Genomic DNA, 15,065 nt, shown 5'->3' on the forward strand with positions numbered 1-15,065 from the left:
CGCTCTTGAGCGGGCGCGGCCGCCTTCTTATCTGCCTCGCCCAAGCCGGGAGGGGCCTGCATGCCAGCCGTCATCACCATCCAGGGTCTGACCAAGACCTATAAGACGGGGCACCAGGCCCTGAAGCGCGTCGATCTGGAGATCGAAAAGGGCGAGATTTTCGCCCTGTTGGGGCCGAACGGAGCGGGCAAGACGACGATGATCTCCATCGTCTGCGGCATCGTCACCCCTTCGACCGGAACCATCACCGCCGACGGCCACGACATCCAGTCCGACTATCGCGCCGCCCGCACCAAGATCGGCCTGGTGCCGCAGGAACTGACGACCGACGCCTTCGAGACCGTCTGGGCGACCGTCACCTTCAGCCGGGGCCTGTTCGGCAAGGCGCCGAACCCGGCCTATGTCGAACAGATCCTTCGCGACCTCAGCCTGTGGGACAAGAAGGACGCCAAGATCATGACCCTGTCCGGCGGGATGAAGCGCCGCGTCATGATCGCCAAGGCCCTGAGCCACGAACCGGAGATCCTGTTCCTCGACGAACCCACGGCGGGCGTCGACGTCGAGCTGCGCCGGGACATGTGGTCGCTGGTGCGCCGCCTGCGCGAACGCGGCGTGACCATCATCCTGACCACCCACTACATCGAGGAAGCCGAGGAGATGGCCGACCGCGTCGGCGTCATCCTCAAGGGCGAGCTGATCCTGGTCGAGAAGACCGCCGACCTGATGCAGAAGCTGGGCAAGAAGACCCTGACGCTTCAGCTTCAGGAGCCGCTGGCGACCCTGCCGCCGGAACTGGCCGAATGGAATCTGGCGCTGCAATGCGACGGGGCCGAACTGGAATACGTCTTCGATTCCAACGCCGAAAAGACCGGCGTCCCGTCCCTGATGCGCCGTCTGTCGGATCTCGGCGTCGGCTTCAAGGATCTCAGCACCCGCCAGAGCTCGCTCGAAGACATCTTCGTCGGCCTGGTCCATCAGGATCGGGAGGCCGCGTGATGAGCTTCAACGGTTACGGCGTCTGGGCCATCTATCGCTTCGAGATGGCGCGCGCCCTTCGCACCCTGTGGCAGTCGCTGGTGACGCCGGTCATCACCACGTCGCTCTATTTCGTCGTCTTCGGCGGGGCCATCGGCAGCCGCATGACCGAGGTGGACGGCGTCCCCTACGGCGCCTTCATCGTGCCGGGGCTGATCATGCTCAGCCTGTTCACCCAGTCGATCTTCAACGCCTCCTTCGGCATCTACTTCCCCAAGTTCACGGGGACGATCTACGAGATCCTGTCCGCGCCCGTGTCGCCGCTGGAGATCGTGCTGGCCTATGTCGGGGCGGCGGCGACCAAGTCGGCGATCCTGGGCCTCATCATCCTGGCCACGGCGGCCTTCTTCGTGCCGCTGGAGATCCTGCATCCCTTCTGGATGCTGGCCTTCCTCATCCTGATCTCGACCACCTTCGCCCTGTTCGGCTTCATCATCGGGGTCTGGGCGCAGAATTTCGAGCAGCTTCAGTTCGTGCCCATGCTGATCGTCACGCCCCTGACCTTCCTGGGCGGCGCCTTCTATTCGATCGAGATGCTGCCCGAGGGCTGGCGCACGGTCGCCCTGTTCAACCCGGTGGTCTATCTGATCTCGGGCTTCCGCTGGGCCTTCTACGGCGTGGGGGACGTCAGCGTTGAGATCAGTCTTCTGGCCACGTTGGGTTTCTTCTTCGGTTGCCTGGCGGTGGTGGGCTGGATCTTCAAGACCGGCTATCGTCTGAAGAACTGACGGCCACGAAAGCGCCGAACTCGGCGCTCACCGTCCTGGCCCTCTAACGCCTTTTCGACCTGATGCGCGCTCGCCTGAGCGCCGGAGACCGAATGTCCGACGCCGACGACAAGCCCCAGTCGCCCGAAACTCCGTCCGCCCCGCGCGCCCCTGAACCCTTCCGCCGGGGCCAGATCACCTGGGGCCGCCCGCCCCAGGCCGCCTTCCACGTCGGCCCCCTGCCGCGCGACGAAGGTCTGGCGCGCCTGACCGCCATGCCGCCGCACCCGAAACCGGCGCAAGCCAAGCCCGCTCCCGCGCGCCCGCAGACGGCCCAGCCCGCCGCCCCGCGCGGCGCCGCCCCTGTCGCCCGACCCGCCGACGTGTTCGGCGGCTCCATGGTCCCGCGCCGTCGCCCCGCGCCGACCGCCCCGGCCCTGCAACAGACCGCGCCGCAGCCAGCGCCGTCTGCGCCGCCCGCCGCCCCGCTGACGCCGCGCCCCCTGCCGCAAGCCGCGCCCAGCCCGACGCCCGCCGCGACGGCTCCGGCCGCGCCGCCCGCGGCGCCCGCGCCCGTCGTCCCGCCCGCAGCGTCGCCCATGGTCGAGACGATCGCCGCGCCCTTGGCGCCCGCTGCGCCCAAGCCCCGCTCGCGCTGGCCGCTCTACGCCGGGGTGGCGGCCGCCGCCGTCCTGGTTCCCGTGGCGGTCTGGCTGCTGGCCCGCTCGGGCGCGGAAGACGCCGCGCCGCCGCCCGTCGTCGTGACGGAACCCGCTGTTGAGGCCCCCGCCGTCCCGCTCGAAACGCCGACGCCGCAGCCCGCTCCCGTCGCTGTCGAGACGCCGCCCGCCCCCGCGCCGATCGCCCGCACTCCGTCGACGTCGGCGCGCTCCGCTCCGGCTCAGATCGCGCGCCCTGCGCCCGCGCCGTCGCCCCGACCGACCCCCGCGCCGTCAGCAACCCAGGCTCCCGCAACCCAGGCGCCCGCGACGCCGCCTCCCGCGCCCGTGGTGGTGGTGACGCCGCCCGCCGCGTCGCAGCCCGACGCCCCGGTCCAGGCCGACGGCCCGCCGCCGACCCAGGCGCGTCCGGCCCAGACCGACCCCAACGCCCCCATCGTCACCCGGCCCCAGAAGCTGGACTGATCTGGCGGCCGAACTGACCTAGTGCGCGAGCGGCGGCGCCTTCTGTTCGGCCAGCGGCGGCACGCGGGTGTCGCGGCGCACGCTGTCGGGCATGAAGTCGGGATCAAAGGCGCCGCGCGTCATCCCTGCGTCGATCTGAATGTACTGCGTCCCGTAAATCTGCGGCCGTCCCGTGCTCTGCAGGTAGCGGTCCAGGCTGGCCGCCGCGATCCAGGCGGCGTCCTGATGACCCTGCGCCAGGGCGGCGGTCGCGAGAACATGAGCTCTGAGGATGTTGTCCGCCTCACGGCTGTGGTGGAAGATGAAAGCCGCGCGATAGTAGTCGGCGCCCGACCGAATCTCGCCGCGCTCCAGCATCGCCTTGGTCGCGGCCAGACGTTCGGCGTCGGCCATGGCTTCCAATAGGTCGAGATGATGGTCCCGGCGCGCCTTCTGATCGGCGTTGAACAGGGCGGTCAGCGCCGGATTGTCGGCTCGGGCCGCTGGCGGATCGTCAGCGCGACCCTGAGAACCACAGCCGGAAAGAAGCAGCGCCGCCGCTGCGAGGGGGATCAGACGCTTCATACCCCTGGATAAGGGGAACGGTCACGCTTGGCGCAAGGGCAGATACCCGCGTTCCACCATGCGGCGCAGCGCGTCATAGGCCTCGGCCAGCTCGTCATAGGCGGTGCGGGCGGCGGTCAGGCGGGCGACCTGGTCGGGGGTGGCCGGGGCGCCGGATTCGGCCAGGCGCACGGCCTCGGCGCCCCAGCGCGCCCGCGCCTGGGCCGTCAGCACGGCCAGCTTCTGAAAGGCGCCGACGTCCACCTGGGCGAGGGCGTGGCCGATCAGTTCGCGGTTGGCGACATAGGCGGCGTAGTCGATCTGCTCCAGCAGGCCGCGCAGGCGGCGCTGCTCCTGCGGCTCCATGTCCTCGGGCTGGAAATGGTCGCTGGAACGACGGCGGGACTGGGTCAGCATGGTCGACATGACGGCCTCGGACGAAACAGCAACCCGCAGCCTCACCCTGTTCTGGTTAACCGGTCGTTTGCACGCCCTGTTGCGCGTCCTGCTGAACCCCCTTGGGGGCCAGTTTCAGCCGCTCGCGATCCGGCGCGCCCAGGCCGCGCGGACAGCGCATCGGCCGATAGTCCTTGGAGTAGCAGAGCCGCGCCTCGCGGAACCAGCCGTCGGTGGTGGCGATGAACACCCCCTCGCGCGGGAAGCCCGGATTGGCGGCGACGAAGGCGTCGCGGATCGCCCCGGCGGTCAGCCGCTGGGCGGGAATGGCCTCCAGGTCCGGCTTGTTCAGCCCATCCCACATCTTGGCGGCCTGGGCGAAATAGGCCTCGGGGCTGTCCCAGCCGCAGGTGCCGTGCGCCGCCCATTCATGCTGTTGCAGGCTGGGCGAGGGGATCATGCAGAAATGCCGGCGCACCGTCTCGACCGGAATGGCCGGGCCGGGGGCGGCGCAATAGCGCGGGTGCTTGTCAGCGGAGCCGTTGGGCCACAGCCCGTGCAGGGTCAGGCCGAACTGATTGGCCGCGCACTGATAGCGTTCGTCCGGATAGTCCTTGCCGCTGCGGCACGCCTGCGGCGACCAGCTGACCGCCAGCATGTTGAAGGCGACCGGCACGTCGGCCGCCACCTCGTCCTGCGGAATGCGATAGGGGCGGGCGGGGCGCACATCGTCCGGCACGTCGCAGACGGCGCCCGCGACCTCGGCTCGCTCCGGCGCCGCTTCCGTCGACACGGTGCAGGCGGCCAGCAGGACCATCAGGGCGGCGGAGGCGAAAAGGGTGCGCATGGCGGTCTCGTAAACCCTGCGTGATCGGCGGCCAAGGCGGAACCGGCGCCCGGCCCCGCCCATTGATAAGCGTAAGCATAAGAGGATGAGGCCCATGCCCGATCAAGACGCCTTTGAAGCCGCCCTGGAGGAAGCCATCGCCCTGTTCGAGCAGGGCGAGAACATGAACCAGGCCCGTTTCGACGAGCTGATCGCCGAACTGGAGGCCCGCCGACCCGCCCTGGCCGCCGTGCCGGAAGGCGACCCCCGCTGCGATCGCGCCCGCGAGCTTCAGGCCCGCGCCGACGAACTGGAGCACCGCGCCGCCCAGGGCCACGGCCAGATGGACGAGGTCAACAGCCTGTTGTCGCCCCTGATGGGCAAGAAGGCGGAGAACTGACCTCTCCTCCGTCACCCTCGGGCTTGTCCCGAGGGCCCATCGTTCCGCCGAGCGTCATAGGGCGTGTTCTAGCAGTGGCTCAACGCAGCGACCGTTACGCCTAGCCTGACCCTGGGCCCTCGGGACAAGCCCGAGGGTGACAGGGCGGGAGAGGCCTCAATACACGCCGTCGAAGCCGAACATCGGCTTGCGTTCGCGCCACGCCCCGCGCGTGAAGTCGGGGAAGTCCACCGTGCGATTGCCCTCGGTGATCGACTGCTCCGACAGGGGGGTGATCGCGCTCCAACTCACGGCGTCATAGATGTCCAGCGGCATCGCCGCCTTGGCTTTGAGCGCCTCGACGAAGGCGTGGATGACGAAGAAGTCCATGCCGCCGTGGCCCGATCCGGCCGCCGTGTCGGCGTGGGTCTTCCACAGCGGGTGGTCGTATTGCTCGAACCAGGCCGCCTGCGCCTCCCATTGATGCGCGGGACTGCGGCCCTCGATGTGGACCGACTGGTTCAGATCCATCCAAAGCCCCTTCACCCCCTGCACCCGGAAGCCCAGCGAATAGGGCCGCGGCAGATTGGTGTCGTGCTGCAGCAGCAGGGTCTCGCCGTTGGCGCAGCCGATCGAGGTCGTCACCACATCGCCCAGCTTGAACTGCACCTGGGCGTTCGGATGGTCGGCCCCGCCGTTGTCCACCACATAGGCGTGCAGCCCCCGCGCCTTGGAGGCGTAGGCCGTCAGCGTCGTCATCCGGTTGCCCCGGTTCAGGTCGATCCAGTTGGCGATCGGCCCGATGCCGTGCGACGGGTACAGCTCCCCGTTGCGGTTGACGGAGTGCCAGGTGCGCCAGCGCGCCTCGGACCAGCCTTTCGGCCCGAACTCGACCCCGCCGCCATAGGGCTTCTGCGGATCGCCGCTGTTGAACTTCACCGCGCGCAGGTCGTGCTGATAGCCGCCCTGCAGATGGACCAGTTCGCCGAACAGCCCGGCGCGCACCATGTTCAGCACCGCCAGCACGTCGCGCCGATAGCAGACGTTCTCCAGCACCATATAGGGGGTGCCGGTCCGCTCGTGCGCCTCCAGCACGTCCCAGTGATCCTGCAGGCTGACGCCCGCCACCACCTCGCAGCCGACCGGGATCTTCGCCTCCATCGCCGCGATGGCCATGGGGGCGTGCCATTCCCACGGGGTGGCGATGATGACCGCATCCAGCCCCGGATGGGCCAGCAGGTCGCGATAGGCCTGATCGGGCGCCCCCTCATAGGCGCGGGGCGCGGGCTTTCCGGCGGCGGCGATCATCCCCCTGGCCCGCGCGATCATCAGCGGTTCGATGTCGCACAGGGCGACGATGTCCACATCGGCCCGCTTCAGCAGGATGGACATCAGGCTCTGCGCCCGCAGCCCCGTGCCGATGATCCCGATCTGCAGCCGGTCGTTCCGCGCCAGGGCCGGCCCGGCCAGGGTCGAGGCGGCGACGGCGGCGGACGAAGCGGCGATGAAGGCGCGGCGATCCATGATGAAGGGCTCCTGCTGAAACGGCGTCGCCTTCCGCTTAGGCCAAGCCGCAGGGCGCGCCAAGCGGCCCGCGCCGCCTGCCCTTCCGTCACCCTCGGGCTTGTCCCGAGAGCCCAGGTTCGCTCCAGGCGCGACGACGAATGTTCAGACGCAGCCGTCGAACGGTCGCCGCCTCACGCACCGCCGCCATAGGCCCTCGGGATAAGCCCGAGGGTGACGATCCTTTGAAGCGAAACGTCCTACCGGCACGCCGCCACGCAGGCCCGCGCCAGCACCTCAGCCGAGTCGATCAGCGGCGCCTCCACGTCGCCCTGATCCAGCAGCAGCGGAACCTCGGTGCAGCCGCCGATCACCGCCTCGGCGCCTGCCGCGATCAGCGCCTGCGCCAAATCGCGCATGGCCGCGCGCTGGTCAGGTCCGACGTCTCCGGCCTTGACCCCGAACACCACCTGCATGAACCGCTCGCGCTCGGCGGGGGAGGGGGCGACCATCTCCAGCCCTTCGGCCGCCAGAGCCTCGGCGTACAGCAAGGCCGCGCCCGGCGTAGCCAGCACCCCGACCCGCCGCGCTCCGGTCGCGCCCGCCGCCTTCGCGGTCTCGGCGATCATGTCGATGAAGGGCAGGCCCGCCGCGCGGATAGCGCCCGCATGGGCGTGGGCCGTGTTGCACGGCATGGCCAGCACCTGCGCCCCCGCCGTCTTCAGCGCCCGCGCCATCTCGCCCAGCGTCCGGCCCGCCGCTTCCGGCTGGGTGTGCCGATTGGGCACCTGTGGGTTGATGTCGGCGATGACGCGCACGTGGTCTTCATCCGCACCGGCCGGGGTCAGCGCCTGCACCCGGGCCAGAAAGGCTGTCGTCGCCGCCGGCCCCATGCCGCCCAGAACGCCCAGAACGCGCGCCATGTTTACGATCCTGCTGAACCGCCGCGTCCCAAGTAAACCAGGCGCAGCGGGAAAAACGATTATTGTTCTGCAAAGAGCGTTAACACGCGAAAATCAGCGGAACCAACATCGCGGCCGGGGATTGTGCAATCGGACACGTCGGACGCCCCCCCAACCCCGACGAAGTCTGCGGCGGCCCGGCCTTAACGCCCCCCCGACTGAGAAGCCGGGCCGCCTCCTCTCCCCCTTCTGATCCCGTCTCGCTTGACCCGCCGCGCAAACGGGCTAGGGTCGCGCCGTTCTCCGGGGGGTCGCAATCGAGCGGCTGAGATTGAGGTTTCTCCTCTGACCCGTCGAACCTGATCCGGGTCATGCCGGCGAAGGGACGAGTTCACCGCTTTCGACGCCCGAAGTCCGGCGTGGGGGGCGCTCCTACCGCGCCGGCGGACCTCTTCTCGCAGGAGGCCGCCACAATGAATATCCACGTTTCCAACGAACAGCCGCACGAGCCGCAGGTCGACGTCGCCCTGGCCGACGCCCGCAAGGAAGTCGCCGCCGAACACGGCACCATCCCCACCGGCCCCCGTGCAGGCAGCCAGAAGGTCTATGTGGCGGGCGAACTCTTCCCCGACATCCGCGTCCCCTTCCGCGAAGTCGCCGTCCACCCGTCCGCCAATGAGCCGCCGGTGACGATGTACGACTCGTCCGGCCCCTACACCGACCCCTCCGTGACCATCGACATCAAGAAGGGCCTGCCGCGCGTCAAATCCAGCTGGCAACTGGACCGCGGCGACATCGCCCCCGTCGCGAACCCGCGCGAGGTCAAGCCCGAGGACAACGGCCACGCCAGCGGCAAGCACCTGGCCCCCCGCTTCGACGTCTCCAACCACCGCGTGTTCAAGGGCGTCGAGGGCCGCCCCGTCACCCAGTACGAATACGCCAAGGCGGGCATCATCACGCCGGAGATGGAATACGTCGCCATCCGCGAGAACCTGCGCCGCGAACAGACGGCCCCCTGCATTCGCGACGGCGAAGACTTCGGCGCCTCGATCCCCGACTTCGTCACGCCCGAGTTCGTCCGTCAGGAGATCGCCCGCGGCCGCGCCATCATCCCCCACAACATCAACCACCCCGAAGTCGAGCCGATGATCATCGGCCGCAACTTCCTGGTGAAGATCAACGCCAACATCGGCAACTCGGCCGTCCTCTCCAGCGTCGATGACGAGGTCGACAAGCTGGTCTGGGCCACCCGCTGGGGCGCCGACAACGTCATGGACCTGTCGACCGGCCGCAACATCCACAACATCCGCGACTGGATCATCCGCAACTCGTCCGTCCCCATCGGCACCGTCCCCATCTATCAGGCGCTGGAGAAGGTGAACGGCGTCGCCGAGGATCTGACCTGGGAGGTGTTCCGCGACACCCTGATCGAACAGGCGGAACAGGGCGTGGACTACTTCACCATCCACGCGGGCGTGCGCCTGCCCTTCGTGCCGATGACGGCCAAGCGGGTGACGGGCATCGTCTCGCGCGGCGGCTCCATCATGGCCAAGTGGTGCCTGTCTCACCACAAGGAGAGCTTCCTCTACGAGCACTTCGAGGACATCTGCGACATCATGCGCGCCTATGATGTCAGCTTCTCGCTCGGCGACGGCCTGCGCCCCGGCTCCATCGCCGACGCCAATGACGAGGCCCAGTTCGCCGAGCTGCGCACCCTCGGCGAACTGACCAAGATCGCCTGGACCAAGGGCTGTCAGGTCATGATCGAAGGCCCCGGCCACGTGCCGATGCACAAGATCAAGGCCAACATGGATGAGCAGCTCAAGCACTGCCACGAGGCGCCCTTCTATACGCTTGGCCCGCTGACCACCGACATCGCCCCCGGCTACGACCACATCACCAGCGCCATCGGCGCGGCCATGATCGGCTGGTTCGGCACGGCCATGCTCTGCTACGTCACGCCCAAGGAGCACTTAGGGCTTCCCGACCGTCAGGACGTCAAGGACGGCGTCATCACCTACAAGATCGCCGCCCACGCCGCCGACCTGGCCAAGGGCCACCCCGGCGCCCGCGCCCACGACGACGCCCTCTCCAGAGCCCGCTTCGAGTTCCGCTGGGAGGACCAGTTCAACCTCTCCCTGGACCCCGAGACCGCCCGCAAATTCCACGACGAGACCCTGCCGAAAGAGGCGCACAAGACCGCCCACTTCTGCTCCATGTGCGGCCCCAAGTTCTGCAGCATGAAGATCAGCCAGGACATCCGCGACGCCGCCAAGGCTCAGAACGACGCAGGCGCCAGCCTGACGGACGCCGAGGCGGGCATGGCCGAGATGAGCGCCAAGTTCAGAGCCGGGGGCGGGGAGATCGAGGTGAAGGTGTGAGAGGCTACCTGCAGGTAGCTTCCCCCACTCCTATCTTCATTCTGGGGGATACAAAGCGTCCGCAGACCCACGGGAGAATTTTCCCGTGCTTGGCAGAACGCTGAACGCCAAACGCAGCTCATCCGTAAGTTCGCAATCTCGGCCTTTAGAGCGCAGATGCCTCACAACACGAGCTGCGGTTGGGGGCTGCATGTTGTCGATGAGCTCCTTACAAACCACATTCAACTCACCCATTGTGAGATCTGGAAGTATAAACTCTTGGACTGCAGATAGAATTTCTCTGTTGTAGAATTCGTAATCGGCAGCAGAGACACCTCTCTCAGTCAGCCGGACCACACCCCTTTCTGCCGTCACAAGCCGACAAGAAATAAGGAAGTCTATGTAATTTTGGACACGGCCTGCCCCCACGCGCACCCCGGCACCTTCGTCTTGACGGAGCAAAAATGCGCGATGATCGCGAACTGTGCGAATGAAATCATCTATTCCCGCGACGTTCACGGCGGCGAGTTCTAGGACGGTAAATAGTCGCCCATAGACGGTTCGACGGTCAGCGAAGTGGTTGTATTCGTCAGGCACTATTTCGGGTGCCGGAATTATCACGGTGTCACCCAGCAGCCCGGACTGAGAAGGTTTTTGGGAGTAGCCCATCTCGCCCAGCTGGGAGTCTTGGAAATGGGCGAGAGTTGACTCAAATATTTTGCGATAGGTCATGCCTCCAAGGCGGCGATCTATTCTTGGGTCCCGCCGAGCAAGCTGACGATCTAGGGTTGAGAATATTTTTTCCGAAAAATCAGCGTTAAAAGCGAATCCGTATCCTGAGCCTAGCATGCAATATATATTCGCATCTGCCGCAAATGATTGCTCCAGCCTGCCCGTATGACAGCTATCCAGTATCAGTACTATTTTAGAGAAGCCGTTGCGCCGAAATTCCGAGATTAACTCTGAAGCCGACATAGTTTGATCTCGCGCGCCGTCGGCGGTAGACAAGTAAAGTGAGACGTCTGCCAAGCCAAAATCTGTGCTGTGCCCTACATAGTACAGCAACAACAAGGTTTCATTGGTTACCTGGAGCGCCCGCCCTGCCAGCTCCACGATTTCAGCGCGCGTCGGGTTGATAATCGAATCAGGAGATCCCGAGCCGTCGGTTAGATTGCCAAAATCATACCGACTTTCTTCCGAAAGCAGTCGACCGAAGCGCTGGATAAGCCCCTGAACCCTCTGCCTCGAGGGCTTCCTTTCCGGGTCCGAACTCGAGTGCCCAAATAGGAGCGCTCTCCTATGGGCGCTCATTCGCCAGTAACTTCATCAATGAAAGCGGTAATCGCCGCAGTTGTAGCAGGAAGGGCAATTTCCTTGCCAAGAAGCTTAACGCGCGCTGCTGGTCCGCCGACCTGCTGACCCTCGACAACTGCAGGTTCCGCACCCCTATTCGCCCTCTGCCGCGCCACCCGGACTAATTCGCTGATCCCGAAAATCAAGCTTTTTGCATACACGCGAACCATCGCAGGCTGCTGGGCAAACTCAATCAGCCATTGGATTAGAACATCATCACCTTGGGCACCATCCGGCCGCCCTTGCGCCTCCCGCTTCGCTTCCCCCGAGACTAGTTTTGCGAACTTGTCGACTTCGGACTGCAGATTGGCCTCAAGGTCACCGTAGTCTATGCCCGGCAGGCGTTGCCCTGCTGTTTCAAGAATGATCTCGGCCTGCATGGTACCCCCCGATGCTTTTTATGATGATAGCCCAAGTTTGATCGACTGACGAGACAACCAGTCTTACCTCGCCATCAGCCTAGCCCATTGAGCGGCTCAGACTAAATTACAGCCATACTTACCCTCGTCCTCCTCGCCGGGCCGAATGGTGCCGGCAAGACCACCTTGATCAGCTGCTTCCTGCGGGAACGGCCGAGGCGTTTAAGTTCGTGGATCCGGATGAGGAGGTTCGCCTCTTCTTTCGTCATCCTCCGGCAAGCCGCGCTTTCGCGGCGCAGACCGGGGGACCCAGCGGCGCCCGTCAGGGCGAAAGTCCGCGCGCCGCGCTTGGCGCCGAGATCGCCTTCGGCGCCGCTGGGTCCCCCGATCTCGCTCCGCTCGTCGGAGGATGACGAAAGGAAGAGGGGCGCTCTCCCGTCCGATCCTGACGCACCCGTCCTCCATCCTCGAACCTTCAGGCAGGAGGCGGCGCGATGGACGATCAGGCTTCGGGCGGGCGGGAGAAGGACTGGTCCGAGAAGGATTGGCCCGAGAAAGACTGGCATGAGGAGGCGCCGCACATCATCGCCTCCGGCCGGTGGGAGCAGGACGAGTACGGCGACACCACCTACATCCCCGACCATGTGCGGCCCTCGACCGCCGAGCGGGCCGAAACGGCTGACGCCGGGCGCGGCCATTACTACGAAGACCCGGCGCCGCGGGACGGCTATCGCGTCCGCTCCGAGGCGACCTGGGCGGCGGCGCGGCGCGACTATCTGGCCGGGGATACGGCCGAGGCCGTCTGCGACCGCTATGGGCTGAAGCTGGGGACGCTGCGGTCCCGCGCCGCGCGCGAGGGCTGGCGCCGCTGCGACGCGGGCGACCCCGATCCGTGGCCCGACGAGGGCGGTCCGCTAGAGGATGAGGCGGCGGACGCCCCCGATCTGGCCGCGATGGCGGCTCAGGCCCTGATGCGGCTGAACCGGGCGGTGCGGCGCGGCCGGGCGGCCGAGGCGGCGTCGTGGCTGCGCACCTGGCGGGCGCTGACCGACCCGGTCCTGCTGGCCGCCGCCGAGCCGGAAAGCCCGCCGCCCGCGCCTGAACCGGATCCGCTCGACACGCTGGAAGCCGACATGAAGGCGGTCGCCGCCGTCGCCCGCGACGCCGCCCGTCTGGCCCCCGACGACCACGCGGGCCGCCGCGCCGTCGAGGCACGCATCGCCGCCCTCAGCGCCCGCCTCGCGCCGGAACGTGAGGCGGCGATTTCAGACGATTCAGACGAATTGGACTCTGTTTTTCCCGACGAGGCGCCGCCCTGATCTTCTTCCGTCATCCTCCGGCGAGCGTAGCGAGACCGGGGGACCCAGCGGCGCGCGTGAGCGCGAAACATACGACGCTAACGCTTGAAGGAAGATCGCCTTCGGCGCCGCTGGGTCCCCCGGTCTGCGCCGCTGCGCGGCTTGCCGGAGGATGACGGAAAGGATTAGCGTTTGCCCGCGATCTCGCGCAGGGCGTTGACGAAGACTTCCGTCGGCTGGCCGCCGGAGATCAGATATTTGTCCTCCACCACCACGGCGGGGACGGAGGTGATCCCTCGCGCGCGCCACAGGGCCTGCGCCGTGCGGACCTCCTGCATATAGCGGCCGGACGCCAGCACCTCGGCCGCCTCAGCGCGGTCCAGCCCGGCGGCCTCGGCGGCTTCGGTCAGGACGCCCGCGTCCGAGATGTTGCGGCCTTGCGTGAAGTGGGCGCCGAACAGGGCGTGCTTCAGCGCCGCCTGCTTGTCCGGCGCCGTCAGCCCGGCCCAGTGCAGCAGGCGGTGGGCGTCGAAGGTGTTCCACATGCGGCTGTCGTCGCGGAAGTTCATCTCGACCCCGACCTCGGCGGCGCGGGCGGTGATGGCGGCGCGGTTGGCGGCCGACTGTTCGGGGGTGGAGCCGTATTTGCGGGCCAGGTGCTCGCCCATGTTCTCGCCCTCGGGGGCGATGTCGGGGTTCAGCTCGAACGGCTGGAAGGCGATGTCGGCGGCGATCCCTTCGCCCTGGAGCCGCTCCAGCGCCTGCTCCAGCCCGCCCAGCCCCACGGCGCACCAGGGGCACATGACGTCGGAGACGAAGTCGATCTTCAGCGGCTTGAGCGGGGCGGCGTCGGTCATGGCGGCGGGGCTTTCTGAAACAGCATGTGTTGCGAGGATATGGGGGCGATGAAGAAGGAGGCAAGCGCGCCTTCTCGCGCGGGGCAGGAAAGATTACACACCGCCCATGACTGAACTCACCCCTCCCGTCGTCGTCCTCGACAAGTCCCAGATGGCCGACAATATCGGCGCGGTCGCCCGCGTCATGGCCAATTTCGGACTGTCGGAGTTGCGGCTGGTCAGCCCGCGCGACGGCTGGCCCCAGGAGCGCGCCTGGGCCACGGCGTCCGGCGCCGACTGGGTGCTGGACGGGGTCAAGGTGTTCGACAGCGTGGCGGCGGCCATCGCCGATCTGCACACCGTCTTCGCCACCACCGCCCGCCCGCGCGAGACGCGCCAGCCGGTGCGCACCCCGCGTGAGAGCGCCCGTATCCTCTATGACGACACCGCCTCGGGCCTGAAGACCGGCCTGCTGTTCGGCGGCGAGCGCGCGGGGCTGGAGACGGGCGACATCGCCCTGTGCGCCGGGATCACAACGATTCCGATCGACCCCAAGCACCACTCGCTGAACCTGGCGCAGGCGGTGGCGATCAACGCCTATGAGTGGCGCACCCTGATCCTGGACGCCCCGCCGCCGCGTTTCCGCGAGGGCGAGCCGCCCGCGGCGAACGACCTGCTGCTGGGGATGTACGAGCATCTGGAGGCGGAGCTGGACAACGGCGGCTTCTTCTATCCGCCCGAGAAGAAGCGCTCGATGAGCCAGAACCTGCGCGTCATGCTGGGCCGCGCCGCCTTCACCGAGCAGGAGGTCGCCACCATGCGCGGCGCCATCCACGCCCTTTCGAAGGGGCGCGGCCGGGTGCTGGCCAAGCTGGCGGCGGAACGGGCCGAGGCGGCGAAGAAGGAGGAGTAAGGGATCCTGTACTCGTTTGCGCCGCCGTTTGCCGTCATCCTCGGGCTTGACCCGAGGATCGGGTTGTCCGCCAGCGTGACGTCAGCAAGTACGAGCGCGCCGCTACGCTCGATCCTCGGGTCAAGCCCGAGGATGACGGCGGTGGGGAGCGGAATGACGGAAGGAACCGCATGAAACTGGCCCTCGTCTATCCCCTCGCGGCCCTGGCCGAGATCGGCGGCTGCTTCGCCTTCTGGGCCTGGCTGAAGCTGGATCGTTCGGCGTGGTGGCTGGCGCCGGGCGTACTCAGCCTGATCGCCTTCGCCGGGCTGCTGGCGCTGGTCCCGGCCGAGGCGGCGGGGCGGGCGTTCGCGGCCTATGGCGGGGTCTATATCGTGGCGTCGCTGACGTGGATGGCGCTGGTCGAGAAGACGACGCCGGACCGCTGGGACGTCATCGGCGGGGCGGTCTGCCTGATCGGCGCGGCGATCATCCTGTTCGGGCCGAGGGGGTAGGGTTCTCTTGTCCGCC

At 67.4% G+C, this 15,065-nt stretch carries 16 protein-coding genes and 1 riboswitch; of the genes, 8 read left to right on the top strand and 8 right to left on the bottom strand.

Features of this window, described 5'->3' with window-relative positions; genetic code table 11:
• Positions 1–60: 60 nt before the first annotated feature.
• The 3 genes from AC3A3G_RS07740 to AC3A3G_RS07750 all read left to right on the top strand — a co-directional run bounded on the left by AC3A3G_RS07740 (position 61) and on the right by AC3A3G_RS07750 (position 2,887).
• Complete coding sequence (locus AC3A3G_RS07740; RefSeq protein WP_487487904.1) at positions 61–996, top strand: ABC transporter ATP-binding protein; 936 nt, start codon at positions 61–63, stop codon at positions 994–996.
• The gene (locus AC3A3G_RS07745; RefSeq protein WP_412876857.1) at positions 996–1,763 is read left to right on the top strand and encodes an ABC transporter permease; all 768 of its coding nucleotides are present in this window, start codon (positions 996–998) and stop codon (positions 1,761–1,763) included. Before AC3A3G_RS07740 ends, AC3A3G_RS07745 begins: the two co-directional genes overlap by 1 nt.
• Positions 1,764–1,855: 92 nt before the next feature.
• Complete coding sequence (locus AC3A3G_RS07750; protein WP_487487905.1) at positions 1,856–2,887, top strand: hypothetical protein; 1,032 nt, start codon at positions 1,856–1,858, stop codon at positions 2,885–2,887.
• 18 nt (positions 2,888–2,905) lie between these two features.
• On the opposite strand, the gene AC3A3G_RS07755 is transcribed toward AC3A3G_RS07750, so the two are convergent.
• The 3 genes from AC3A3G_RS07755 to AC3A3G_RS07765 are packed head-to-tail and all read right to left on the bottom strand — an operon-like array spanning position 2,906 to position 4,673.
• Positions 2,906–3,451 (bottom strand): hypothetical protein, encoded by a 546-nt coding sequence (locus AC3A3G_RS07755; RefSeq protein WP_487487906.1) that lies wholly within the window; start codon positions 3,449–3,451, stop codon positions 2,906–2,908.
• Between the two features lie 21 nt (positions 3,452–3,472).
• Positions 3,473–3,856 carry a hypothetical protein gene (locus tag AC3A3G_RS07760; protein ID WP_003163882.1) on the bottom strand — a complete coding sequence of 128 codons (384 nt, stop codon included), beginning with the start codon at positions 3,854–3,856 and terminating at the stop codon, positions 3,473–3,475.
• A 46-nt stretch (positions 3,857–3,902) separates the two neighbouring features.
• Positions 3,903–4,673 carry a ribonuclease T2 family protein gene (locus AC3A3G_RS07765; protein ID WP_487487907.1) on the bottom strand — a complete coding sequence of 257 codons (771 nt, stop codon included), beginning with the start codon at positions 4,671–4,673 and terminating at the stop codon, positions 3,903–3,905.
• Positions 4,674–4,767: 94 nt separating this feature from the next.
• Between AC3A3G_RS07765 and AC3A3G_RS07770 the strand changes: the two genes are divergently transcribed.
• Entirely contained in the window at positions 4,768–5,052 is a 285-nt protein-coding gene (locus AC3A3G_RS07770) for a hypothetical protein (RefSeq protein WP_234287993.1), read from the top strand.
• A gap of 156 nt (positions 5,053–5,208) precedes the next feature.
• On the opposite strand, the gene AC3A3G_RS07775 is transcribed toward AC3A3G_RS07770, so the two are convergent.
• Both AC3A3G_RS07775 and cuyB read right to left on the bottom strand, forming a co-directional pair.
• The gene (locus AC3A3G_RS07775; RefSeq protein ID WP_487487908.1) at positions 5,209–6,555 is read right to left on the bottom strand and encodes a Gfo/Idh/MocA family protein; all 1,347 of its coding nucleotides are present in this window, start codon (positions 6,553–6,555) and stop codon (positions 5,209–5,211) included.
• 239 nt (positions 6,556–6,794) lie between these two features.
• Positions 6,795–7,457 carry a cysteate racemase gene (cuyB, locus tag AC3A3G_RS07780; protein WP_200167971.1) on the bottom strand — a complete coding sequence of 221 codons (663 nt, stop codon included), beginning with the start codon at positions 7,455–7,457 and terminating at the stop codon, positions 6,795–6,797.
• A 273-nt stretch (positions 7,458–7,730) separates the two neighbouring features.
• A riboswitch (TPP riboswitch) is annotated at positions 7,731–7,840 on the top strand.
• 69 nt (positions 7,841–7,909) lie between these two features.
• Between cuyB and thiC the strand changes: the two genes are divergently transcribed.
• Positions 7,910–9,817, top strand: a complete 1,908-nt coding sequence (gene thiC / locus AC3A3G_RS07785) for a phosphomethylpyrimidine synthase ThiC (RefSeq protein WP_487487909.1) — start codon at positions 7,910–7,912, stop codon at positions 9,815–9,817.
• Between the two features lie 36 nt (positions 9,818–9,853).
• Here thiC and AC3A3G_RS07790 read toward each other — a convergent pair whose 3' ends face one another.
• On the bottom strand, positions 9,854–10,864 hold the full coding sequence (locus AC3A3G_RS07790) for a hypothetical protein (RefSeq protein ID WP_487487910.1): 1,011 nt from the start codon (positions 10,862–10,864) through the stop codon (positions 9,854–9,856).
• Between the two features lie 239 nt (positions 10,865–11,103).
• A complete protein-coding gene (locus AC3A3G_RS07795; RefSeq protein ID WP_487487911.1) occupies positions 11,104–11,529 on the bottom strand; it encodes a hypothetical protein in 426 nt (141 codons plus the stop codon).
• Between the two features lie 473 nt (positions 11,530–12,002).
• On the opposite strand from AC3A3G_RS07795, the gene AC3A3G_RS07800 reads away from it, so the two are divergent.
• Positions 12,003–12,827, top strand: coding sequence for a hypothetical protein (locus AC3A3G_RS07800; RefSeq protein ID WP_487487912.1), 825 nt, complete (start codon positions 12,003–12,005; stop codon positions 12,825–12,827).
• Positions 12,828–12,991: 164 nt separating this feature from the next.
• On the opposite strand, the gene AC3A3G_RS07805 is transcribed toward AC3A3G_RS07800, so the two are convergent.
• Positions 12,992–13,663: a DsbA family oxidoreductase gene (locus AC3A3G_RS07805; RefSeq protein ID WP_487487913.1), complete on the bottom strand. Its 672-nt coding sequence runs from the start codon at positions 13,661–13,663 to the stop codon at positions 12,992–12,994.
• Positions 13,664–13,769: 106 nt separating this feature from the next.
• On the opposite strand from AC3A3G_RS07805, the gene AC3A3G_RS07810 reads away from it, so the two are divergent.
• Positions 13,770–14,555 (top strand): RNA methyltransferase, encoded by a 786-nt coding sequence (locus AC3A3G_RS07810; RefSeq protein WP_200167978.1) that lies wholly within the window; start codon positions 13,770–13,772, stop codon positions 14,553–14,555.
• A gap of 170 nt (positions 14,556–14,725) precedes the next feature.
• On the top strand, positions 14,726–15,049 hold the full coding sequence (locus tag AC3A3G_RS07815; RefSeq protein WP_200167979.1) for a YnfA family protein: 324 nt from the start codon (positions 14,726–14,728) through the stop codon (positions 15,047–15,049).
• Positions 15,050–15,065 lie beyond the last annotated feature (16 nt).

It is taken from the genome of Brevundimonas sp. Soil_N_31 (assembly GCF_057655995.1).